Annotated in this window: 25 protein-coding genes; 24 read left to right on the top strand and 1 reads right to left on the bottom strand. The window is 60.3% G+C overall.

The genetic code is table 11. The annotated features are described in order from the left end of the window. Positions 1-464 precede the first annotated feature (464 nt). From adhE to GXN74_RS06710, 9 genes are all read left to right on the top strand, one after another. Positions 465-3,059 carry a bifunctional acetaldehyde-CoA/alcohol dehydrogenase gene (adhE, locus tag GXN74_RS06750; RefSeq protein WP_162370162.1) on the top strand — a complete coding sequence of 865 codons (2,595 nt, stop codon included), beginning with the start codon at positions 465-467 and terminating at the stop codon, positions 3,057-3,059. A gap of 388 nt (positions 3,060-3,447) precedes the next feature. Continuing rightward, positions 3,448-3,948, top strand: a complete 501-nt coding sequence (gene thiW / locus GXN74_RS06745; protein WP_162370161.1) for an energy coupling factor transporter S component ThiW — start codon at positions 3,448-3,450, stop codon at positions 3,946-3,948. Then, entirely contained in the window at positions 3,949-5,259 is a 1,311-nt protein-coding gene (gene thiC, locus GXN74_RS06740; protein ID WP_162370160.1) for a phosphomethylpyrimidine synthase ThiC, read from the top strand. Continuing rightward, positions 5,246-6,082, top strand: a complete 837-nt coding sequence (gene thiM / locus GXN74_RS06735; RefSeq protein ID WP_162370159.1) for a hydroxyethylthiazole kinase — start codon at positions 5,246-5,248, stop codon at positions 6,080-6,082. The genes thiC and thiM overlap by 14 nt, the downstream gene beginning before the upstream one ends. Continuing rightward, positions 6,069-6,740, top strand: coding sequence for a thiamine phosphate synthase (thiE, locus tag GXN74_RS06730; RefSeq protein WP_162370158.1), 672 nt, complete (start codon positions 6,069-6,071; stop codon positions 6,738-6,740). Before thiM ends, thiE begins: the two co-directional genes overlap by 14 nt. Then, positions 6,740-7,540, top strand: a complete 801-nt coding sequence (gene thiD, locus GXN74_RS06725; protein ID WP_162370157.1) for a bifunctional hydroxymethylpyrimidine kinase/phosphomethylpyrimidine kinase — start codon at positions 6,740-6,742, stop codon at positions 7,538-7,540. The genes thiE and thiD overlap by 1 nt, the downstream gene beginning before the upstream one ends. A gap of 251 nt (positions 7,541-7,791) precedes the next feature. Further along, complete coding sequence (locus GXN74_RS06720; RefSeq protein ID WP_162370156.1) at positions 7,792-8,781, top strand: sugar ABC transporter substrate-binding protein; 990 nt, start codon at positions 7,792-7,794, stop codon at positions 8,779-8,781. A gap of 42 nt (positions 8,782-8,823) precedes the next feature. Further along, positions 8,824-10,350, top strand: a complete 1,527-nt coding sequence (locus tag GXN74_RS06715; protein ID WP_246208626.1) for a sugar ABC transporter ATP-binding protein — start codon at positions 8,824-8,826, stop codon at positions 10,348-10,350. Positions 10,351-10,405: 55 nt separating this feature from the next. Further along, complete coding sequence (locus GXN74_RS06710; RefSeq protein WP_212505729.1) at positions 10,406-11,383, top strand: ABC transporter permease; 978 nt, start codon at positions 10,406-10,408, stop codon at positions 11,381-11,383. An 82-nt stretch (positions 11,384-11,465) separates the two neighbouring features. Here GXN74_RS06710 and GXN74_RS06705 read toward each other — a convergent pair whose 3' ends face one another. After that, a complete protein-coding gene (locus GXN74_RS06705; RefSeq protein ID WP_162370155.1) occupies positions 11,466-12,068 on the bottom strand; it encodes a 5' nucleotidase, NT5C type in 603 nt (200 codons plus the stop codon). A 199-nt stretch (positions 12,069-12,267) separates the two neighbouring features. Between GXN74_RS06705 and ftsH the strand changes: the two genes are divergently transcribed. From ftsH to namA, 15 genes are all read left to right on the top strand, one after another. Then, positions 12,268-14,103, top strand: a complete 1,836-nt coding sequence (ftsH, locus tag GXN74_RS06700; protein WP_162370154.1) for an ATP-dependent zinc metalloprotease FtsH — start codon at positions 12,268-12,270, stop codon at positions 14,101-14,103. 19 nt (positions 14,104-14,122) lie between these two features. After that, positions 14,123-15,655: a cardiolipin synthase gene (gene cls, locus GXN74_RS06695; RefSeq protein ID WP_343032802.1), complete on the top strand. Its 1,533-nt coding sequence runs from the start codon at positions 14,123-14,125 to the stop codon at positions 15,653-15,655. A gap of 19 nt (positions 15,656-15,674) precedes the next feature. Next, entirely contained in the window at positions 15,675-15,992 is a 318-nt protein-coding gene (locus tag GXN74_RS06690) for a thioredoxin family protein (protein WP_162370152.1), read from the top strand. A gap of 11 nt (positions 15,993-16,003) precedes the next feature. Beyond that, positions 16,004-16,489: a Na+/H+ antiporter subunit E gene (locus tag GXN74_RS06685; protein ID WP_162370151.1), complete on the top strand. Its 486-nt coding sequence runs from the start codon at positions 16,004-16,006 to the stop codon at positions 16,487-16,489. A 3-nt stretch (positions 16,490-16,492) separates the two neighbouring features. After that, the gene (locus GXN74_RS06680; protein ID WP_162370150.1) at positions 16,493-16,750 is read left to right on the top strand and encodes an MrpF/PhaF family protein; all 258 of its coding nucleotides are present in this window, start codon (positions 16,493-16,495) and stop codon (positions 16,748-16,750) included. Then, the gene (gene mnhG / locus GXN74_RS06675) at positions 16,750-17,046 is read left to right on the top strand and encodes a monovalent cation/H(+) antiporter subunit G (RefSeq protein ID WP_162370149.1); all 297 of its coding nucleotides are present in this window, start codon (positions 16,750-16,752) and stop codon (positions 17,044-17,046) included. Before GXN74_RS06680 ends, mnhG begins: the two co-directional genes overlap by 1 nt. 4 nt (positions 17,047-17,050) lie before the next feature. After that, on the top strand, positions 17,051-17,602 hold the full coding sequence (locus GXN74_RS06670) for a Na(+)/H(+) antiporter subunit B (RefSeq protein WP_162370148.1): 552 nt from the start codon (positions 17,051-17,053) through the stop codon (positions 17,600-17,602). After that, positions 17,599-17,874, top strand: a complete 276-nt coding sequence (locus tag GXN74_RS06665; protein WP_162370147.1) for a Na(+)/H(+) antiporter subunit B — start codon at positions 17,599-17,601, stop codon at positions 17,872-17,874. Before GXN74_RS06670 ends, GXN74_RS06665 begins: the two co-directional genes overlap by 4 nt. Further along, the gene (locus GXN74_RS06660; protein ID WP_162370146.1) at positions 17,867-18,253 is read left to right on the top strand and encodes an MnhB domain-containing protein; all 387 of its coding nucleotides are present in this window, start codon (positions 17,867-17,869) and stop codon (positions 18,251-18,253) included. The genes GXN74_RS06665 and GXN74_RS06660 overlap by 8 nt, the downstream gene beginning before the upstream one ends. A 4-nt stretch (positions 18,254-18,257) precedes the next feature. Further along, positions 18,258-18,611 carry a sodium:proton antiporter gene (locus GXN74_RS06655; protein WP_162370145.1) on the top strand — a complete coding sequence of 118 codons (354 nt, stop codon included), beginning with the start codon at positions 18,258-18,260 and terminating at the stop codon, positions 18,609-18,611. Continuing rightward, positions 18,608-20,209 (top strand): complex I subunit 5 family protein, encoded by a 1,602-nt coding sequence (locus GXN74_RS06650; protein ID WP_162370144.1) that lies wholly within the window; start codon positions 18,608-18,610, stop codon positions 20,207-20,209. Before GXN74_RS06655 ends, GXN74_RS06650 begins: the two co-directional genes overlap by 4 nt. A 227-nt stretch (positions 20,210-20,436) precedes the next feature. After that, positions 20,437-20,886: an Hsp20/alpha crystallin family protein gene (locus GXN74_RS06645; protein WP_162370143.1), complete on the top strand. Its 450-nt coding sequence runs from the start codon at positions 20,437-20,439 to the stop codon at positions 20,884-20,886. Between the two features lie 186 nt (positions 20,887-21,072). Beyond that, positions 21,073-21,798, top strand: coding sequence for an MBL fold metallo-hydrolase (locus tag GXN74_RS06640; RefSeq protein WP_162370142.1), 726 nt, complete (start codon positions 21,073-21,075; stop codon positions 21,796-21,798). Between the two features lie 15 nt (positions 21,799-21,813). Further along, complete coding sequence (locus GXN74_RS06635) at positions 21,814-22,125, top strand: ArsR/SmtB family transcription factor (RefSeq protein WP_162370141.1); 312 nt, start codon at positions 21,814-21,816, stop codon at positions 22,123-22,125. Positions 22,126-22,151: 26 nt separating this feature from the next. Further along, positions 22,152-23,168 (top strand): NADPH dehydrogenase NamA, encoded by a 1,017-nt coding sequence (gene namA / locus GXN74_RS06630; RefSeq protein ID WP_162370140.1) that lies wholly within the window; start codon positions 22,152-22,154, stop codon positions 23,166-23,168. Positions 23,169-23,178 lie beyond the last annotated feature (10 nt).

The following is a 23,178-nucleotide window of genomic DNA, read 5'->3' as shown; positions in this document are numbered from 1 at the left end:
CGGAACCTGGGGCGGGAACATCGCCTCCGAGAACATCACCTACAAGCATTTCATCAACGTGACCTGGGTCTCCTCGCCCATCACCCCCGTCATCCCTTCCGATGAAGAGCTGTTCGGCGATGTGATGCATAAATAATATAGGGAAAAGACAGCCGCGGCCAGCCGCGGCTGTCTTTTTTTCTATTGCGGGAGCGTCCATCGTGGGTCGGACGCATTTGAAAAATACGTTAAATAATTAACGCTTTATTCTTGCTTTTTAAGGAACCATATGCTATGATTGATTCAACAAAGGGGTCCAAACCTGCAATGTGGTGCGTAATGGCGGACGAAACTTTGGAAAACCAAGCTTCAGCTCTTTGCTCTTGGGCAATAGAGCTGAAAAAATGGAATAAAAAGTTAATTATTTAACAATATGGAGGAGGGAAGGTCCTTCTCCGGATCCGACAGTGGAAAGAGGTGCCTCGATGCGCGTGACGAATGTGGAAGAACTGATGGTGCGTATGGAACAGCTCCGGGATGCCCAAAGGGTGTTCGCGGGTTATTCCCAGGAACAGGTGGACGAGATTTTCAGGCAGGCGGCCATGGCCGCCAACAACGCCAGGATATCCCTGGCCAAACAGGCGGTGGAGGAAACCGGCATGGGAATCGTGGAGGACAAGGTGATCAAGAACCACTTCGCCTCCGAATACATCTACAACCAATACAAGGATGAGAAGACCTGCGGCGTGCTGGAGGAGGACCCGGCCTTCGGCATCACCAAGATCGCCGAGCCCATCGGCGTGGTGGCTGCGGTTGTGCCCACCACCAACCCCACTTCTACGGCCATCTTCAAGGCCCTACTGGCACTGAAGACCAGGAACGGCATCATCTTCAGCCCCCATCCCCGGGCCAAGGGGTGCACCATCGAAGCCGCCAGGATCGTTCTGGAGGCGGCGGTGGCTGCGGGAGCGCCCCAGGGCATCATCGGCTGGATCGACGAGCCCAGCGTGGAGCTTTCCAACGCGGTCATGAAGCAGGCGGACATGATCCTCGCCACCGGCGGCCCCGGCATGGTGAAAGCGGCCTACTCCTCCGGGAAGCCGGCCATCGGCGTGGGCGCCGGAAACACCCCCGCCATCATCGACGAGACGGCCCACCTGAAGATGGCGGTCAGTTCCATCCTGCTCTCCAAGAGCTTCGACAACGGAGTCATCTGCGCTTCCGAACAGGCGGTCCTGGTCCTTGCAGAGGTCTACGAGGAGGTCAAAAAGGAATTCGGAAGCCGGGGAGGATACCTCCTGGATCCCCAGCAGACGGAAGCTGTCCGGAAGGTCCTGCTGGTGGACGGCAAGCTGAACGCCGGAATCGTGGGGCAGTCCGCCCTGAAGATCGCGGAAATTGCGGGCATCCAGGTGCCGGAAGACACCAAGGTCCTCATCGGGGAAGTGGAATCGGTGGAACTGGAAGAGGCGTTCAGCCATGAGAAGCTGTCCCCCGTGCTGGCCCTATACAAGGTGGAGGACTTCCAGGAAGCTCTGGACAAGGCGGCCCGGCTGGTGGAGCTGGGAGGGCTGGGACACACCTCCGTCCTCTACACCGACCAGATCCGATCCAAGGAGCGGATCCAGGCCTTCGGTGCAAGGATGAAGACCGGCAGGACCATCATCAACATGCCGTCCTCCCATGGCGCCATCGGCGACCTCTACAACTTCAAGCTGGCTCCCTCCCTGACCCTGGGCTGCGGGTCCTGGGGAGGCAACTCCATATCGGAAAATGTGGGTGTGAAGCATCTTATGAACATCAAGACTGTGGCCGAGAGGAGAGAGAACATGCTGTGGTACCGCGTTCCGGAGAGGATCTACTTCAAATACGGATGCCTGAACATCGCCATCCGGGAGCTTGGGGACCTGGGAAGGAAGAAGGCCTTCCTGGTCACCGACAAGGTGCTCTACGACCTGGGCTACGCCCAGACCGTCACCGACCAGCTGGACCGGATGGGCATCGACACCAAGGTGTTCTATGATGTGGAGCCCGATCCGACCCTGGCCACCGCCAGGAAAGGGGCGGAGGAGATGAAGGCCTTCCAGCCCGACGTCATCATCGCCCTGGGAGGCGGCTCCCCCATGGATGCCGCCAAGATCATGTGGGTCCTGTACGAGCACCCGGAAGTCCGCTTCGAAGACCTGGCCATGCGCTTCATGGACATCCGCAAGCGGGTCTATCCCTTCCCGCCGCTGGGAGGCAAAGCCATGCTGGTGGCCGTCCCCACCACCGCGGGCACAGGCTCGGAGGTCACCCCCTTCGCGGTCATCACAGACGAGAAGACCGGCGTCAAGTACCCTCTGGCGGACTACGAGCTGACCCCGGACATGGCCATCATCGACACGGAGCTGATGATGAAGATGCCGAAGGGGCTCACCGCCGCATCCGGCATCGACGCCCTGACCCACGCACTGGAAGCCTATGTGTCCGTCCTGGCGTCCGAGTTCACCAACGGTCAGGCGCTGGAGTCCATCCGCCTGATCTTCAAATACCTGCCCGCCGCCTACAGGGATGGGACAAACGACGTGAAGGCCAGGGAAAAAATGGCCCACGCCTCCGCCATGGCGGGCATGGCCTTCGCCAACGCCTTCCTGGGGGTCTGCCACTCCATGGCCCACAAGCTGGGGGCCCAGCACCACATCCCCCACGGGGTGGCCAACGGCCTGTTGATCAATGAGGTGATCCGTTTCAATTCTGTGGAAAACCCCCGGAAACAGGCGGCCTTCCCCCAATACAAGTATCCCAACGCCCGTTGGCGCTATGCAAGGGTCGCGGATTATCTGGGACTGGGAGGCAAGGACGACGGAGAGAAGGTGGAGGCCCTGATCCAGGCCATCGACCGGCTGAAGAAGGAAGTGGGCATCCCCGCAAGCATCCGGGAAGCCGGCGTGCCGGAAGGCGCTTTCTACGAAACCCTGGAAGCCATGAGCGAGCAGGCCTTCGACGACCAGTGCACCGGCGCCAATCCCCGGTATCCCCTGATTTCCGAGTTGAAGGAGTGCTACATCCGGGCCTACGAGGGAACCGGTCGGGAGTGAAAAGAGGGATTGACAAGGAACGTCCCCATGGCGTATAGTGTTAGACAAGTGAATATCCGGGAGCTTGTGTGTGCAGGCTGAGAGGAAGCAAAAGCTTCGACCGTACCTGATGTAGATAATGCTAACGTAGGGAACCATAGGGATGATACGATGCGGAACATCCAGCGTTTGCTGGCATGTTCCGTTTTTTTACAGCAGGAAAGTTCGTCCAAGCTTGTTTGGGACCAAACTTTCCTGCTGTAGCCTGAATGCATACGAAGTATCTTTCAGTTGAGGGCAGGAACGCACGCTTGCAATGCGCGCGGGAATGCCCCGTCCATCTTCGATCCGGTTTCCGCGCATGCGGGCACCGGATTTTTTGCTGTAAAAGACAATGGAGGTATGTGCAATGACGAAAACGAAGAAACTGGCTTTGGCCGGAGTCCTGGTGGCCATCGGCGTCCTGGGTTCCACCTTCCACATCCCCCTGGGGGCCGCCCGGCTCTCTCCGGTGCAGCATCTGGTGAACGTGCTGGCAGGGGTGTTTCTGGGCCCCTGGTACGCTTTGGGTGCGGCCTTCGCCACATCCGTCCTGCGGGTGTCCTTGGGACTGGGCAGCCTGCTGGCGTTCCCCGGAAGCATGTGCGGGGCTTTCCTGTGCGGATTCCTGTACGGCAAGACGGAAAAGATGGCCTGGGCCTTCTGGGGGGAGGTCCTGGGAACCGGGCTGCTGGGGGCGCTGCTGGCCTATCCGGTGGCGCAGCTCTTCCTGGGCAAGACCATGGCGCTGACGGTGCTGGTGCCGTCTTTCGGCTTGAGCACCCTGGCAGGGGCGGGGATTTCGGTCCTGTTCCTCCAGGCACTGGCGAAAACGGACACATTGAAAAGAATGCAGAAGGAGGCGGAGTAGATGAAGTATAGGACACAGATGGAGGCGGCCAAGAAAGGCATCGCCACAAAAGAGATGAAGATCGTAGCGGAAAAGGAAAACATGGATGTGGAAATCCTGCGGGAGAGGGTGGCCCGGGGGACGGTGGCCATCCCGGCCAACATCCACCACACCAGCCTGGATCCGGAAGGGATCGGGGAAGGGATGCGGACCAAGATCAACGTGAACCTGGGGGTTTCCGGGGACTGCGCGGACTACAAGGAGGAGATGGAGAAGGTACGGATGTCCATCGGCTTCGGGGCGGAGTCCATCATGGACCTGAGCAACTACGGGAAGACCAACACCTTCCGCCGGCAGCTCATCGATTTTTCCCCGGCCATGATCGGCACGGTGCCCATGTACGACGCCATCGGCTATCTGGAGAAGGAGCTGGTGGACATCAAGGCCGAGGATTTCCTGGAGGTGGTGGAGGCCCACGCCAGGGAGGGGGTGGACTTCATGACCATCCACGCGGGGATCAACCGGCGGGCGGTGGACAGCTTCAAGAAGTCCAAGCGGATGACCAACATCGTCTCCCGTGGGGGGTCCCTGCTTTTCGCCTGGATGGAGATGACGGGGAACGAGAACCCCTTCTATGAGCATTACGACAAGGTGCTGGACATCCTCTGCCGCTACGACGTGACCATCAGCCTGGGGGACGCCCTGCGGCCCGGCAGCATCCATGACAGCACCGACGCGGGACAGATCGCCGAGCTCGTAGAACTGGGCGCACTGACCAAAAGGGCCTGGGAGAGGAACGTGCAGGTCCTGGTGGAGGGGCCGGGACACATGGCGCTCAACGAAATCGCCGCCAACATGACCCTGCAGAAGCGGCTCTGCCATGGAGCCCCCTTCTATGTGCTGGGTCCCCTGGTGACGGACATCGCCCCGGGTTACGACCATATCACCTCGGCCATCGGCGGCGCCATCGCCGCGGCCAGCGGAGCGGACTTCCTCTGTTACGTGACGCCTGCGGAACACCTGCGGCTTCCGGACCTGGAGGACGTGAGGGAAGGGATCGTGTCCTGCAAGATTGCCGCCCATGCGGGGGACATCGCCAAGGGCATCCCGGGGGCAAGGGACCTGGACAACCGGATGAGCGACGCCCGGCGCAGGATCGACTGGGAGGAGATGTTCTCCCTGGCCATCGACGGGGAGAAGGCCAGGAAATATTTCGAGAGCAAGCCGCCTGCGGAAAAGGACAGCTGCTCCATGTGCGGGAAGATGTGCGCCATGCGGACGACCAACAGGATCCTGAACAAGGAAACGGTGGAACTCTATGGCGGCGTTTGACCTGCAGGGCATCATCGGCAACACGCGGAAGCAAAAGCCCCTGGTGCACAGCATCACCAACTACGTGACCGCAGGGGACTGCGCCAACATCCTGCTGGCCTGCGGGGCGTCCCCCATCATGGCCGACGACCGGTCGGAGGTGGAGGAGATCACCGCCCTCGCCGGCGGGCTGGTGCTGAACATCGGGACGCTGAACAGCCGGACGGTGGAATCCATGCTCCTGTCCGGCAGGAAGGCCAACGCCCTGGGAATCCCGGTGGTCCTGGATCCGGTGGGGGCGGGGGCCACCGCCCTCCGCACAGAGGCGGTGGGACGGCTCCTTTCGGGGGTCCGCTTCTCCCTGATCCGGGGGAACATTTCGGAAATCCTGGCTGTCCACGGGGAAGCGGGGAACACCGGGGGGGTGGACGCCTCCTGGAAGGACCGGGTTACGGAAGAGAACCTGGAGGAGGTCCTGGGGACCCTCCAGGACCTGGCCGGTCGGACAGGGGCGGTCCTGGCCGTCACCGGAGCGCTGGACCTGGTGGTGGACGGGGAGCGGGCCCTCCTCTGCAGGAACGGGCATCCCCAGATGGGGGGGATCACCGGAATGGGATGCATGCTCTCCGCAGTGGCGGGGGCCTTTGCGGCCGCCAATCCGGAACGGGTGCTGGAGGCCGCGGCGGCGGCCGTGGTGGCCATGGGCATCTGCGGGGAGCAGGCACAAATCCTGGTCCAGGCCGCCGGAGGAGGCACAGGCACCATGAAGGCCCACCTGCTGGACCGGATGTGCCGGATGGAGGACGAAACGGTCGAAGAGGAGGGAAGATATGAAATCCTGTAAGGTATCGAAGGAAGACATGCGCCTGTATGTGGTCACGGACAGGAGCTGGCTGGGTACGGGCGGCAGGCCGGACACCCTGGAAGCCCAGGTGGAGGAAGCCCTGGCGGGAGGCGCCACCTTCCTGCAGCTCCGGGAAAAAGGGGCGGACCGGGAGAATTTCCTGGATACCGCCCGGAAGCTGAAGGCCCTGGCGGCAGGACATCGGATCCCCTTCGTGGTGAACGACGACCTGGAGGTGGCCAAGGCTGCGGATGCGGACGGCGTCCACCTGGGCCAGGGGGACGCTTCCCCGGAGGAAGCCAGGATCCTGCTGGGCTCCGGAAAAATCGTGGGGGTCTCCGCCCATACGGTGGAGCAGGCCCTCAGGGCCCAGGAGCAGGGAGTGGACTACATCGGGGTGGGGGCGGTCTTTTCCACCAGCACCAAGGCGGATGCCCGGCCCCTTCCAAGGACGACGCTGGAGGCCATCTGCCGGCAGGTGGAGATTCCGGTGGTGGCCATCGGGGGCATCCAGGCGGAGAACATCCTGGAGCTGGAGGGTGCTGGAATCGACGGGGTGGCGGTGGTCTCCGCCGTCTTCGCCCAGCCGGACATACGGAAGGCCGCAGGGGCCCTGCGCAGGCTCTCCGAGACCCTAGTGGCCGGGGGAAGACGGTGATGGGAACCAAACGGAAGACCGTCCTGAGCATCGCCGGCTCCGACTCCAGCGGAGGTGCGGGCATCCAGGCGGACATCAAGACCATCGCCGCCCACGGAATGTACGCCATGACGGTGGTCACGGCCCTGACGGCCCAGAACACCCTGGGCGTCCACGGGGTCCAGGAAGCCACCCCGGAATTCGTGGCCCTGCAGATGGATGCGGTCTTCTCCGACATCCCGCCGGCGGCGGTGAAGGTGGGGATGGTGGGGAACGGAGCCATCCTGGAAACCATCGTGGAGAAGCTTGTGGAGCACAAGGCAAGGAACATCGTGGTGGACCCGGTGATGGTGTCCACCAGCGGCAGCCGGCTGCTTTCGGAGGAGGCTGTATCCCTCCTCCGGGAGCGGCTCCTGCCCCTGGCCACCCTGGTCACCCCCAACCTGCCCGAGGCCTCCGTCCTTTGGGGAAAGGCCATCCGGTCCCGGAGGGACATGGAGGTTGCGGCGGAGGAGATGGCCGGCTTAAGCGGGGGGAGGATCCTCCTGAAGGGGGGGCACTTGGAAGGGGACTGCGACGACCTGCTCCATGCCGACGGAGGTTTCCGCTGGTTCCCCCAGGTCCGGGTGGACAACCCCAACACCCACGGCACGGGTTGCACCCTGTCCACGGCCATCGCCTGCGGCCTGGGGGAGGGGCTAAAGCTCCAGGAGGCGGTCCTCAGGGCCAAGGTCTATGTCACCGGTGCGCTTCAGGCGGGGCTGGACCTGGGCAGGGGGAGCGGGCCGCTGGACCATGGATGGCGCCAGGGAGGGAAATGAAGGAAGAAGGGTATAAGAAAACAGCACTGCGGATCCGCAGTGCTGTTTTGCGTTCGGAGTCTCCAATCATAGGGCCTTCGACCCCGAAATTGACAGAAAACGGTTTTCAAAGCCAGGAATAGGTGATAAAATAAACACAGATGCACATGGAATTGAAAAAAGTATGGGAAAATCCACCCATGTGTGCCATTCCGGGGAAGGCGCGGCTGGAACCGGATCAACCAACAGATAGATACAAGGAGGGTGCTATTATGAAAGGAAACAGAAAGTTTTTTGCACTATTGGCCGCGGTTGCGTTGTGTGTGGCCCTGTTCGCCGGATGCGGAAAGAGTGAGCCGACCACACCACCGGCGGGAGGCGATGCCGGATCCGGTACGGAAACCCCCGAGACAGGCGGGGTCTACAAAGTGGGTTATGTGAACAGCAGCGACACGGACTTCTTCGACAAGCTGAAGCGGGACACCTTCGAAGCGCTTGTCAAAGACGACAAGACACTGGAAGTCAGCTACTCCGAAGCCAACATGGACGTCCAGCGTCAGCTGGACCTGATGGACAACTACATCGCCCAGGGCGTTGACGCCATCATCCTGGTTCCCGCGGACTTCTCCGGCGTCACCCCCGGTATCGAAAAAGCCAATGCCGCAGGCATTACCGTCATCTGCATGGGCATCGAGGCGGAAGGCGGAGACTTCATCTTCGTAGGCTCCCAGAACTTCGACGCCGGCGTGATGCAGGGCGAATTCATGGCGGAAGCCCTTCCGGAGAACGCGAAGGTCCTCTACCTGCAAGGCACTCCCGGCCTTTACCACTCCGTGGAGCGTGAGGACGGATTCAAAGGCGTCCTGGCGGAGAAGCGTCCCGACATCGAAGTCATCGCCACCCAGACCGGCATGTACGAACGTGCGAAAGGCATGCAGATCACCGAGGACTGGATCCAGACATTCCCTGCATTCGATGCCATCGTAGCAGCCAACGACCAGATGGCGCTGGGTGCGCTTGAAGCCTTGAAGGGCGCCAACCGGTTGGAAGGGGTGGCCGTGAGCGGAGTCGACGGAACCCCCGAAGCCAAGATGGCCATCAAGAACGGGGAGATGGCGCAATCCGTGCTGCAATCCGCGGACGGACTGGCCCAATACACCTATGAGACCATCCAGACCCTGCAATCCGGAGGCACACCCGAAGCAAGGATCATCGTGCCCTTCGAGTCCATCACACAGGAAAACATCGCAGACTATGAATAAGCACAGCATTCCGGGTTGACTTGACAAGGAAAGGGAAAAGTTATGGGAAGCAAAGGAACGGATTACATCCTGGAGATGCGGGACGTGGTGAAGGTCTTCCCCGGGGTGCGTGCCCTGGACGGGGTGAAGCTTAAGCTGCGGCCGGGAACGGTCCACGTCATCTGCGGGGAGAACGGGGCTGGGAAGTCCACCCTGATGAAGGTCATCAACGGGACCCACGACGCGGACGAAGGGGAGATGGTCTTCAAAGGGGAACCAGTGGGAAAGCGGACCATCGAGGACACCATCCGGATGGGGATCGCCATGATCTACCAGGAGCTGAACCCGGTGCTGGAGATGACCATCGCGGAGAACATCTTCCTGGGCCGGGAACCCAAGGCGGGGCTGTTCGTGGACTACAAGAGCATGTACAGCCAGACCCAGGAGCTGCTGGACCAGCTGAAGATCCCCTACAAGGCCAAGCAGAAGATGCGGGAGCTGAGCATCGCCGGCCACCAGCTGATCGAGATCGCCAAGGCCATCGCCAGGAACGCCTCGGTCATCATCATGGATGAGCCCTCCTCGGCCATCGCGGACACGGAGATCGACGTGCTCTTCAACCAGATCTTCGATTTGAAGGCCAAAGGGGTGGGGATCCTCTACATCACCCACAAGATGGACGAGATCTTCCGGATCGCGGACGACATCACCATCATCCGGGACGGCCAGTGGGTGGATTCGGGACCGGCCCAGAACTACAATCCGGAGAAGCTGGTCTCCCTCATGGTGGGCCGGGAGATCAAGAACGTCTTCCCCAAGGACCTGGACGTGGAGATCGGGGAAGTGGTCCTGGAGGTGAAGGACCTGACCCAGGAGAAGCAGCACGGGGGCCGGTTCAAGGACATCAGCTTCCAGCTGCGCAAGGGAGAGATCCTGGGCTTCTCGGGGCTGGTGGGCGCCGGACGGAGCGAGGTCATGCGGGCCATCTTCGGCCTGGACCCCTTCACCTCCGGGGAGGTGCTCCTGGAAGGGAAGAAGCTGGACATCAGGGACACCACGGACGCCATCCGGCATGGGATCGCCATGATCTCCGAGGACCGGAAGGGCTACGGCCTGGTGCTGGAGCGGAACGTCCACGAGAACATCTCCCTGGTGAACCTGAAGAAGTTCATAAGGAACGGCCTGATCGACGACAAGGCCATCGCCCGGGAGGCCAACATTATGGTGGACCTGCTGAAGATCAAGGTGGCAGGCCTGGGGGTTGCGACCAGCACCCTGTCGGGAGGGAACCAGCAGAAGGTGGTCCTGGCCAAGTGGCTCATGGGGGACGTGAAGGTCATGATCCTGGACGAGCCCACCCGGGGCATCGACGTGGGGGCCAAATCGGAGATCCACCGGCTGATGTGCAAGTTCGCCAAGGAAGGCATGGCGGTGATCATGATCTCCTCGGAGCTGCCGGAGGTCCTGGGCATGAGCGATCGGATCGTGGTCATGCAGGAGGGCCGGATCACAGGCATCCTGGACCGGGGGGAAATGGCCACACAGGAAAGCGTCATGAAGCTGGCCACCCACGGCACCAAATCCAAATGAATCGAACAAGGGATCCATAGAAAACAGCATATGAAATAGGGAAGGGATAAGAGAAATGACGAAAACGGAGAGCAAGTCCAAGAAGAAAATGAATCTGGCGGAGCTGTACGGGAAGTACGGGACTTTTGCCATCCTGGTCGTGATTTTCACACTTTCCTCCATCTTCACCAGGGGCTTCGCCACCCAGGCGAACCTGACCAACGTCCTGCGGCAGATCACGGTGGTGACCATCCTGGCCCTGGGGGCCACCTTCATCATCATCCTGGGCCACATCAACGTAGCCTACGGATCCATGATCGCCCTGATCGGGGTCATCTCCACAGCCATCATGGTGGCCACGGGCAACGTGTTCGTTGCGGTGATGGGGGCCGTGGGCCTGGGCCTGGTCATCGGAGCCATCAACGGCTATGTCATCACCAAGTTCCACATCCCGGCCTTCATCATGACCCTGGCGGTCACCACGGTGGCCCGGGGTTCGGTCCTGCTCTTCACCAACGGGGTGCCTGTCACGGGCATGGGCAAGTCCTACACCTTCATCGGCCAGGGCTACATCGGAATCATGCCGGTCTCGGTGCTGATTCTGCTGGTCCTCTTCGTGCTCTCCTGGGTCATGCTGAACAAGACCCGCTTCGGCCGGCACGTGTACGCGGTGGGCGGGAACGAGCAGGCGGCCATCGCCTCCGGAATCAAGTCCAAGAACGTGGTCCGGAAGGCCTTCCTCTTCGACGGCTTCACCGCCGCCATCGCCGGGGTGGTGCTCATGAGCCGGATGAACTCCGGCCAGCCCGCCGCGGGTGTGGCCTACGAGTTCGACGCCATCACCGCCGTGGTCGTGGGGGGGACCAGTCTGGCAGGTGGATCCGGAACCGTCGTGGGGACCATCATCGGCGCCGTCATCGTAGGGATCATCAACAACGTGCAGAACCTGGCCAACGTCAACACCTACTGGCAGCAGATCGTCAAGGGCTTGATCATCCTGACTGCCGTCATCATCGACAAGATGACCAAGCAGGCGTCCAGCATGAAAAAATGATCCGCGCAACACTTGGAGAACGAAGACAGACCAAAGGACGCCCTCCGGCGTCCTTTGGTCTGTCAGGAATTCCGCTTGTGCCCTACCGGCACCTAAACCGTGTCGCACCCCGCTTGCGGAGCCTGTCCCAATCCCCGATGGTCCTAAGGATCTGGAACCAGTGGCCCACCCTAAGCACCGTTTCCGGCAGGGGGGCGTGCCGGTTGTAGCTGCAATCCAGCAGCAGCACCTGGAACCCCGCCTCCCCCAGCTGCAGTGCGTTGGAAAGGCTGTCCTCGATGAAGAAGTCGGCCTCCAGTTCCCGGGCCTTTTCCACCTTGTCGTGGCTGGCCAGATGGTGGAGGGAGTCCATGGGGAATTTGTGGCGGGAAAGCCACTCCCTGCTCACATCCTCCATGTCCGGATGCCGGGCGGTGACGAAATGGATGCTGTGCCTGGAGTGGAGCCGGGACACGGCTTCCCGGGCCCCCAGCCGGACCCGGGCCTCCCGGTGCAGGAGACGTCCCTGCTCCCGATAGAAACGCATGTAGTCCTCTTCCTCCACGCCCAGAAGTTCGTGGATCTCATATTTGACAACGTCCTCCGGACGCAAGTTCGCCTTGAAATGGGCATTGGCCCGGTCCAGCCAGTAGAAGGGCTCGGTCACGGTGCCGTCGATGTCGACGCAGATTTGCAGTTTGTCCAAAAAAATGCACCTCCTTTGCTGCTTTTGGAAAATCGCTTTTCCCATTATAACACAAAAAAGCAAGGTTTGGGTCAATTCATTGTAATAGGAAGGTAAGGATGCGGAGGGGAAAGTTGTGCAGGATGGAGGTTGACTCCAGCGGGGAATCGGCATATGATAGGGAAAAAGAAGGCGCAGAGCGCTGGGGAGGAATTAGGATATGGACTTGAAGAACAATCCCAAAAAGCCATTGATCTACTATTACATGATCGCCATGGTGGTGGTCATGCTGCTGAACGCTTTTGTCCTGCCGGCCGTGTTGGAGCGGCAGATCGTGAAGGTGGATTACGGGACCTTCCTGAACATGGTGGAGGAAGGGAAGGTCACCAGCGTGGAGGTCCAGGACAACCAGATCGGCTTCCTGGCTACGGATGAGGCGGGCGCGGAAGCCGTCTACCTGACCGGGAAGATGGACGACCCGGAGCTGGTGAACCGGCTGTACCAGGCGGAGGTGAGGTTCTCCAAGGTGGTCCCCCGGGAGAATTCCCCGCTGGTGAATTTCCTGATGACCTGGATCTTCCCCCTGCTCCTCTTCATCGCCTTGGGGCAGATGCTGGGCAAGTACCTGCGGGGCAAGATGGGGGGCATGGGCAATGCCATGACCTTCGGGAAGAGCAACGCCAAAGTCTATGTGGAGGCCCAGACCGGGAAGACCTTTGCGGACGTGGCCGGCCAGGACGAGGCCAAGGAGGCCCTCCAGGAGATCGTGGACTTCCTCCACAACCCCCAGAAGTACAAGGCCATTGGAGCCAATGTCCCCAAAGGTGCCCTTTTGGTGGGACCTCCGGGGACGGGGAAGACCCTCCTGGCCAAAGCGGTGGCGGGGGAATCCCAGGTGCCCTTCTTCTCCATCTCCGGTTCGGAGTTCGTGGAGATGTTCGTGGGCATGGGGGCCGCACGGGTCCGGGACCTGTTCAAGCAGGCCCAGGAGAAAGCCCCATGCATCGTGTTCATCGATGAAATCGACACCATCGGGAAGAGCAGGAACGCGGGAGGCATGGGCGGCAACGACGAGCGGGAGCAGACCTTGAACCAGCTCCTTACGGAGATGGACGGATTCGACGCGGACAAGGGCGTTGTGATCCTGGCGGCCACCAACCGGCCGGAAACCCTGGACAAGGCCCTCCTCCGTCCGGGAAGGTTCGACCGCCGGGTGCCGGTGGAACTGCCGGACCTTGCGGGCAGGGAAGCCATCCTCCAGGTCCATGGCAAAAGGGTGAAGCTGGGACAGGACATCGACTTCAACGGCATCGCCCGTGCCACCTCGGGGGCCTCCGGCGCGGACCTGGCCAACATCATCAACGAAGGGGCCCTGCGGGCCGTGAAGATGGGAAGGCCCATGGTCCTCCAGGAGGACCTGGAGGAATCGGTGGAGGTGGTCATTGCGGGATACCAGCGGAAGAACGCGGTGATTTCCATGAAGGACAAGCTGACCATCGCCTACCATGAGATCGGCCACGCCCTGGTGGCGGCAAAGCAAAGCCATTCGGCCCCGGTGCACAAGATCACCATCGTGCCCCGGACTTCCGGCGCACTGGGCTACACCATGCAGGTGGAGGAGACGGAGCAGGTGCTTCTGAACAAGGAGCAGGCACTGGACAAAATCGCCACCTTCATGGGCGGCCGGGCGGCCGAGGAGATCGTCTTCAAGACCGTGACCTCCGGGGCCTCCAACGACATCGAGCAGGCGACCCGGATCGCCCGGGCCATGGTCACCCGGTTCGGCATGAGCGAGGAATTCGACATGATGGGCCTGGAGACGGTGAACAACCCCTACCTGGGAGGGGACACCACCCTGCTGGTGTCCAACGAGACCGCTGCCAAGATCGACGCGGAAGTCCTGAAGATCATCAGGGATTGCCACGAGCGGGCGCTCCAGATCCTGGAGGAGAACAAGGACAAGCTCCATGACCTGGCCAAATTCCTGCTGGAGAACGAGACCATCACCGGCGAGGAATTCATGCGGGTCCTCCAGGGAGAGAAGACGGAAGCCTAGCCGGAAAGGGGGAGCGGACGTGTGGAAGAAGATTTTCATTCCCCGGCTGGCCTTCGCGCTGCTGGCCATCCTGCTCCAGCTGGGCCTGCTTGTCGGGATGGTGCTGCGCTTCCAGGAGTATTTCGGCTTCTTCTATGGGGGAAGCCTTCTGGTGAGCGCGGTGGCGGTGGTGTGGATCCTGAACGACCGGAGCAATCCGGCCTACAAGATCGCCTGGATCATCCCGATCCTGCTGTTCCCCGTCTTCGGCGGAATCTTCTACCTCCTTTTCGGAAGGCCGGACCTGGACAACACCACCAAGCGCCGGATGGGGCCCATCATGGGGAAGGTGGCGGAGTCCTTGCCCCGGGAAGAGGAGCTGCTTGCTGCGTTAAAGGAAGAGTGTCCCCCTGCGGCCCACCAGGCCAGATATATCCGGGACTATGCCCATTGCCCCCCGTGCGACCGGACGGAAGCGGAGTACCTGCCCACGGGGGAGCTGAAGTTCGCCCGGCTGAAGGAAGTGCTCCGCAAGGCCGAACGCTACATCTTCCTGGAATACTTCATCATCGAGGAAGGGGTCCTATGGGACAGCGTCCTGGAGATCCTCCTGGAAAAGGCAGGGGAGGGGGTGGATGTGCGCCTGATCTACGACGATGCGGGCTGCCTCTTCACCTTGCCGGAGCGGTACGACCGGAAGCTGGAGGCCATGGGAATCCGTTGCTGCGTGTTCAACCCCCTGGGGCCCGTTTTTTCCCTGAAGGTCAACAACAGGGACCACAGGAAGCTGGTGGTGGTGGACGGGCACACGGGATTCACCGGAGGCATCAACCTGGCGGACGAATACATCAACGAATATGTGAAGTACGGCCATTGGAAGGACAGCGCCATCCTGTTGCGGGGGGCCGCGGTCTGGAGCATGTCGCTGATGTTCCTGTCCATGTGGGAGTACCTGCGCAGGGAAGAGGAGGACTGGGAGGCCTTCCGGCCCAAATCCATGCCCCTGGGGACAGGGGAAGCACAAGGCGGATGCGTGCAGCCTTTCGCCGACAATCCCCTGGACGGGGAGCCTGTGGGAGAGACCGTGTACCTGAACATCATCAACAAGGCCCAAAGGTATGTCCATATCACCAGCCCCTATCTGATCATCGACAGCGCCATGGCTTCGGCCTTGTGCAATGCGTCCAAAGGGGGGGTGGACGTGCGGATCGTGACCCCGAACCATCCCGACAAAAAGTATGTCCATGCGGTGACACGGTCCTATTACGGGATGCTGCTGGAAAGCGGCGTGAAGATCTACGAATACACGCCCGGATTCATCCATTCCAAGACCTTCGTGGCCGACGGCCTCTACGGGGTGGTGGGAACCATCAACATGGACTACAGGAGCCTGTACCTGCACTTCGAGTGCGGTGTATGGATCTACAGGAACCGGGCCCTGCAGGCCATGGAGGAGGACTTCCGCGCGCTGCTGGAGGTAAGCCGTCCCATCGGAATGGAGGACGTGTGGGGAACCCCCTGGTACCGGACCTTGGGAAGGTTCCTGCTGCGTGTGTTCGCGCCCCTGCTGTAGGGGAGGGAAGGAGAATGAGATGGGAAAAGGAGCTGTGGTCATGGAATCGAAGGAAGCGCTGGAGCGGATGATGGGGCGGGAGAGCCCACTCGTCCTGTACTTCACTTCCGAAGGATGCGGCGTATGCCAGGCGGTGCTGCCCCGGCTGCTGGAGATTGCAGGGGAGGTGCCGGTGGCCAAGATCGGCGTGGACAGCCTGCGGGAGGTGGCTGGCCAGCATCTGGTTTTCGCCGTGCCCACCCTCCTGGTGTGGCATGAAGGGAAGGAAATCCTGCGGGAAAGCAGGTTCATCGACTTCAACAGGGTGGAGCGGGTGCTGTACCTGCTGCGTCCATAAGGGGGGCGGGCATGGGAAAAATCAGATTCTACTTGGGGATGGTGCTTGTACTGGGGGTCCTTTGGATGGTCCTGAACGAAGGGGTGTCCCTGGCCCGATTCGTTGCAGGCTGTCTGCTGGGGGTGTTGGCGCTCTACATCACGGACCAGTTCCTGCTGTTCTACCGGTACCGGGACGCCTATCGGATCCCCCTCCTCTGGCTGGCGGGGTATTTCCTCTTCCTGGTGGTGCAGATCTATCTTGCGGGGTTTTCCACCATGCGGATGATCCTCACCGGCAAGATCAATCCGGACCTGGTGGAAATCCAGACGGATATCAAGAACGAGTTCCTGGTCTGCCTGCTGGCCAATTCCATCACCCTGACCCCTGGCACGGTGACCGTGGACATGTCGGGCAGGAAGCTCACGGTCCTCTGGATCGATTGCAGCACCAAGGATCCGGCCGCGGCGGGGGAACTGATCAAGGGAAAGCTGGAAAAAAGGATACTGGGAGGTTGAAACATGTTCATAGAGGCTGCGATGCTGCTGCTTTCCCTGCTGGCGCTGGCAAGCGCCGGGAGGATCGTCCTGGGGCCCACCCTTTGGGACCGGCTCCTGGGACTGAATCTCTTCTCTTCGAAGATCATCATGCTGATCGTGCTCTACGCGGTGGCGACGGAGCGCTCCTATCTGTTGGACATCGCCCTGGTGTATGTGCTCCTGGGGTTCATCAGCATCATATTCATCGCCGAATTCATCCAGAAGAAAGGGAAAATCTGATGTGGGATCATGTGGGAAACGCCATCATCGTTTTGGGCATTGTTTTCGTCGGTTTCGGTGTGTTCGGCATCTACCGTTTCAACGACTTCTACGCCAGGATCCTGATCGCCTCCAAGGTGGATACGGTGGGATTCATGACCATCATGCTGGGGGTGGTGGTGCGCCAGGGTTTCAGCTACTTCACCTGGAAGGTGCTGCTGGTCCTGGTGGTCATGTTGGTGACCAATCCCTTGGCAACCCATTCCATCGCCCGGTCGGCCCACTACAGCGGATACCGGGTCAGGAAGGGAGGTTGAGGGCATGTTGAAGGTTTTTCTGGTCCTGATGGTGGTTTTCGCCGTGATGGCGGTGCAGACCCCGAAATTGCGACAGGCGGTGGTCTACCTGGGGATTTTCTCCCTGATCAGCTCCTTCGTCTACCTGCTGTACAGCGCCCCAGATGTGGCCATCGCCGAGGCGGTCATCGGAAGCACCCTGGCCACCATCCTTTACCTGGTGGCGCTGAAGAAATATGCGGTCTACACGATCTACTTCACGGACACGGTGGACAGCGGACTGGAGGAGGCTGTGGCGGCAAGAAGGGCCAGGATCCTGGAGCTGGTGGAAGGTTTCTGCACGGAGAGGGAGCTGGAGGCCCATGTGATCTACACCGCAGAGGGGAAGGAACAGATCCAGCAAAACCACAGCTACGACCTGATCGTGATGCAGGAAGGGGAGGCGGTCACGGTCTGCGGCAGCCGTGAAAGCTATCATGTGGACGGCATCCGAAGCCATCTGCTGGAGAAGGACAAGGGAGCGGGCAACAGGCTCCGCTTCCAGGTCCAGACGGAGGAAGAGGAGGTGGGGCCATGAGGAGGGCGTTGATGGTCCTATGGGCGGCTCTGCTGCTGGTCCTGTTCATGGTGGTCTACGGAGGCCTGGACCAGGTCCTTCCCAACACCCTGCAGGAGCAGTATGTGGCAAACTTCCAGGAAGATACGGGGGCCCGGAATGCGGTGACGGGGATCTATCTGGACTACCGCGTTTTCGACACCCTCTTCGAGGCGCTCATGCTTCTGGTGAGCGTCATCGGAATCATCCATTTTTCCGTGCATGAAGGGGAAGGAGGGGACAGGCATGGCTGAGGAATACAGGTCCAGGATCATATCCATCATCATCGGGGTGCTGTACCCCTTCATCCTGCTGTTCGGATTCTACATCATCCTGAACGGACACCTGACCCCCGGGGGAGGTTTCCAGGGAGGGGCCATCCTTTCCGCCGTCCTCATGAGCCGGTATCTGGTCAGCCCGAACCAGGACATCCGGCTGGACAGCCTGCAGATCGTGGAGAAGATGGCCTATGCCCTGATCGTCGCCGTGCCCCTGCTGTTCCTGCTGATGGGGGTCGGAGGAAGGCTGGACAAGACAGTCTACCTCGTCCTGATGAACGCGCTGATCGGCATCAAGGTCAGCTGCGGGCTCAGCATCGTGTTTTTCCGGTTCGTATTCTATGAAAGCAGGTGAGGCAATGGAGTGGATAACGGGGGAAACCGTCAGCATCCTCTTGTTTTTTATCGGATTGTTCGGCGTGGTTGGCCGAAGGAACATCATCAAGACCGTGGTTTCCATCGGAATCATGGAGACGGCCATCATCCTGTTCTTCCTGACCATCCAGGGGGAGGGGGAACGGGTGCCCCCCATTGTGCCCCTGGTGGGAGAGACGGTTGCGGATCCGCTTCCCCAAGCACTGATGATCACCGCCATCGTCATCGGGGTGGCCGTTACGGCGGTGAGCCTGACCATGTTCATCAGCCTGTACCACAAATACGGGACCACCAACTGGCACAAGGTGGAAGTGAAAAGGAGGGAACAAGACACATGATCGCACTGTACGCTTTCGTCCTCCTCCCCATCCTGTCCGCCACCCTGCTCTATCTGGCAGGAGGGAAACACGGCAAACATGCCGCCTTGCTGGTCCAGTCGCTGGCAGCAGGGGGATCCGTCTGGAACTTCCTGCAGGTGAAGGCCCATGGGCCGGTGGTGGAAGTCCTGGGGAGCTGGGAGCAGTCCGTGGGGATCGCCCTGCGGGCGGACCTGTTCTCCCTGGTGATGGTCATGCTGACCGCCTTCCTCTTTCTGGGGATGCTGCTGTTCAACTACAACAGCTACTACGTGGACAAGCTCTTCCTGTTCCTCCTGCTGGTCCTCCAAGCGCTGGTGATGGGGATCTTCCTTTCCAACGACCTGTTCAACATCTTCGTGCTGGTGGAGGTGTCCACCATCGTCGTCAGCATCCTGATCATGTTCAAGAAGGACAGCCGTTCCATTTATGACGGCATGGTCTACCTGCTGGTGAACATCCTGGCCATGACCTTCTTCCTCTTCGGGACCGCCTTCATGTACAAGATCTTCGGCAGCCTGGACCTTTACACCATCCGGAGCCGGATGCACCTGATCCAAAATCCGGCCACGCTGATCCTGCCCTACAGCTTCCTGATCACCGCCGTGGGGCTGAAATCGGCCCTGATGCCCTTGTTCAGCTGGCTCCCGAAGGCCCATGGAACCCCCAGCGCCCCTTCGGTGGTCTCCGCCATCCTCTCGGGCCTCTACGTGAAGGGAGGGATCTACCTTTTCATCCGGATCCAGGAGGTGTTCCAAGGAACCATGGACACCCAGGGATTCTTCCTCGGGATGGGGATCGTCACCGGGGTGGTGGGATTCTTTCTGGCCATTTCCCAGACGGACATCAAACTGCTGCTGGCCTACAGCACCATCTCCCAGATCGGCCTGATCATGGTGGGGGTCAGCCAGCCGGACGGGACGGCCTACTGGGGGGGCGTCTACCACATCATCAACCATGCGGTGTTCAAGTCCGCCCTGTTCCTGGGGGCCGGCATGGTCGTGGAGGAGTACGGCACCCGGAACCTCCTGGAGATCCGGGGGGTCTGGAAAAGGATGCCCCTGGTGGCGGTCACTTCCATCCTGGCCATCCTGGGAATCACGGGTGCTCCCCTCTTCAACGGAAGCATCTCGAAATACCTGATCCAGAGCGGCATGGGCGGCGGCCTCCTGGAGGCCGCCATCATCGGGATCAATCTGGGGACCGTCGTGGCCTTCTGGAAATACGCCAACATGTTCTGGAGCCCCAAGCCCCAGCGGCGGGTGCGCACGGACCCTTTCCGCAACGCCGTGCTGGCGGTGCTGGGGGTCGCTTGTTTCACCGGGGGCATCTGGGGGGCCGGTTTCATCGGATTCTTCTTCAACCACCGGATCCTCATCGACGGTGGAGCATACGGCCAGAAGGCCCTGGTCTACGTGGGAAGCCTACTGGCGGGGCTCCTGCTCTACAGGAAGGTGGTGGTGCCTTCCAAATTCCTCTCCCAGGTCAGGAAATTCGAACTGGACTTCAACAACATCGCGTTGACCATCACCGTTTTTTTCGGGATGATCACCACCTATCTGGCGTTAAAGTACATGTAGGGAAGATGGACCAAGGGAAGGCTGGAAAGCCTTCCCTTTTGGATTAGAAAAACAAAGAAAAAAAGAGGAAATGAATGAAAAAAAGAGGAAAAATGATTTTCAATCCAGAACAAAGTTAGCACTCACCCAAGGAGAGTGCTAACAGAAATTGAAAAAGGCGGGAAATGCTGGTATAAATAGAGGTGTAGAAGGGAACAAAAAGAATAGTGAAACATGGAGGTGTTACTATGTTCGGACTTACCCCTTATAGGAGAGGAAACGGTTATCTGACAAGCAACGGATTCTGGGATGTGGACAAATTCTTTGACGATTTCTTCAATGAACCTTCAATGAACGCGCCGGCTTTGAGCCCAGGACACATGCGTGTGGACATCAAGGAGACGGAGAACGCCTACCTGGTCTATGCGGACCTGCCGGGTGTGAAGAAAGAGGAGCTTTCCGTAGAGGTGGACAATGATGTCCTGTTCATCAGCGTCGAGAAGAAGGAAGAGATCGACGAGGAGAAGGAACAGTATGTGCGCAAGGAAAGAAGAAGCATGAACCTGAAACGCAGCTTCCGCCTGGAGGGCGTGGACGCGGAAGGCATCCAAGCCAAGCTGGAGGAAGGCGTCCTGACACTGGAGCTTCCGAAGAAGGAACCGGAACAACCCAAAAAGAAGAGCATCGATATCCAATAAATGCAGGAATCGGAAAGGGACGGCCCTAGGGCCGTCCCTTTCCACGTTGTCGGGAAGGTGGAAAAACAGGTTGACAGGAAACCCAAGGATGCGTAAAATTAGGGGTAAACATCCATATATCGAAATCTATGGATGCGCGCGGAGAAATCAAACAGGTGTAAAGGTGGAATAAAGGAGAATTTGGAAATGAGGAAGCGGCGGATCCATCCAAAGGCATGGACCTACACCTTCGACACGCTGAAGGAATGGGAGACCCATGTGCATGTGCTGGAAGGACGGGGGACCATCTACGTGGTCGACACCTTCTGCGGACCGGCAGGGATGGAGGAGGTCAGGAACGCCGGGGACTTGGATTGGGGCGGGAAGAAGGTGGTGGTCTTCAACACCCACTTCCACTGGGACCATGTCTGGGGGAACGGATTCTTCAACGGGGCCTGGATTGTGGCCCATGCCTCCTGCCGGAAGCGGCTGGAAGAGGAATGGGACAGCCAGATCCGGATGAACGGGGAGCACAGGATGGGCCTGGTGGAGAAGGTGCTGCCGGACCTGACCTTTGGGGAGAGCCTTTTTTTTCCGGAGGACGGATTGGAGGTCTTCCACTCCCCGGGACACACGGCGGACAGCATCTCCCTCTTCGACCGTCCCAGGGGGATCCTGTATGTGGGGGACAACCTGGAGCGGCCCCTTCCCTATGTGGAGGACAGGGACTTGGACCGGTATGTGGCCACCCTGGAAAGGTACCGAAAGCTCAGGCCCCGGCGGATCCTGGCGGGACATAGCCTGGAGCTGGACCTGGAGGACCTGGAGGGGACCATCCGCTACCTGCGCGGGCTGCAGTCCGGCGGGGACCTGGAGGTCCGGGGGGAGGCCGCGATGGAAACACACCGACGGAACCTGGAGTTCCTGGGTTGAGGGGAGGCGATGCGGATGTTGGATGACCACAAGCAGTTCACCGTATACATGAAAGCCCTGTCCGATGAAACGAGGCTTCGGATCTATTCCATGCTGGCGGGGGAGGAGCTTTGCGCATGCAACCTGCTGGAGGCCTTCAGGATCACCCAGCCCACCCTTTCCTACCACATGAAGATCCTGTGCGGGAGCGGGCTGGTGGATGTCAGGAAAGACGGCGTCTGGATGCGGTATTCCGTCAACCGGGAGAAGGCGGCCCTGCTGGGCGCCTTTTTCCAGGAGGTGGAGGCGGCAAGTCCCGGGGAGGGGCAACGCTGCAAACAGTGCTGACAGGGAAGGGAACGGGAGGAGAAGGTATGTCTGGGTTGTTTAGCCCTTTTAAGATCAAAAACGTGGAGTTGAAGAACAGAATCGTGATGCCGCCCATGTGCATGGTGCAGGCGGTGGACGGATTCGTGGAGGATTGGCATCGGATCCATTACGCCACCCGAGCCATCGGGGGCGTGGGACTGATTGTGGTGGAGGCTACGGCGGTTTCCCCCGAGGGAAGGATCCTGGACGGGGACCTGGGGATCTGGTCGGACGAGCATGTCCCGGGACTGAAGGAAGTGGCGGACCTGATCCACAAGTACGGAGCCAAGGCGGCCATCCAGCTGGGACATGCGGGACGGAAGGCCAAGCTGTCGGTGGAGCACTGCATGGCACCCAGTCCGGTCCGGTTTGACGAGGATTTCCAGGTGCCCCATGCCATGACCCTGGAGGACATCGGTCGGGTGGTGGAGGATTTCCGCCAGGGGGCCAGGAGGGCCCGGGAGGCGGGGTTCGACATCATCGAGATCCATGGCGCCCACGGCTACCTCATCAACCAGTTCATGACGCCGCTGTGCAACAAGCGGGAGGACGCCTACGGCGGAAGCATGGAGAACAGGGGAAGGTTCCTGTGGGAGGTGACCAGGGCGGTGCGGCAGGAATGGCCGGAGGAGAACCCGCTGATGCTCCGGGTTTCCAGCAAGGAGTACCACGCGGAGGGGAACACGGAATCGGATGTGGCGGGAATCATCAACCACTGCAAGCAGGAAGGCATCGACATGATCCATGTGAGCACGGGAGGCGTGCTGCCTTCCGCCGTCCTCAGCTATCCGGGATACCAGATCGAAACCGGGAAGCTGATGAAGGAGGGAACGGGGCTGCCTGTCATCGTGGGAGGCCTGGTGACGGAGCCGGGAATGGCGGACGAGATCATCTGGAACGGCCGGGGGGACCTGGTGTTCCTGGGAAGGGAGCTGCTGCGCAACCCCTACTGGCCCCTCCAGGCGGCCAGAAAGCTGAAGGTGGACATCCCCTGGCCCGCCCCCTATGTACGGAGCAAATAGAAGGAGAAAC

The organism is Anaerotalea alkaliphila, from assembly GCF_010179735.1.
Lineage (GTDB): Bacteria > Bacillota > Clostridia > Lachnospirales > Vallitaleaceae > Anaerotalea > Anaerotalea alkaliphila.
The sequence above is the reverse complement of the archived record's forward strand: the minus strand, read 5'-3'. Positions and strand labels throughout refer to the sequence as shown.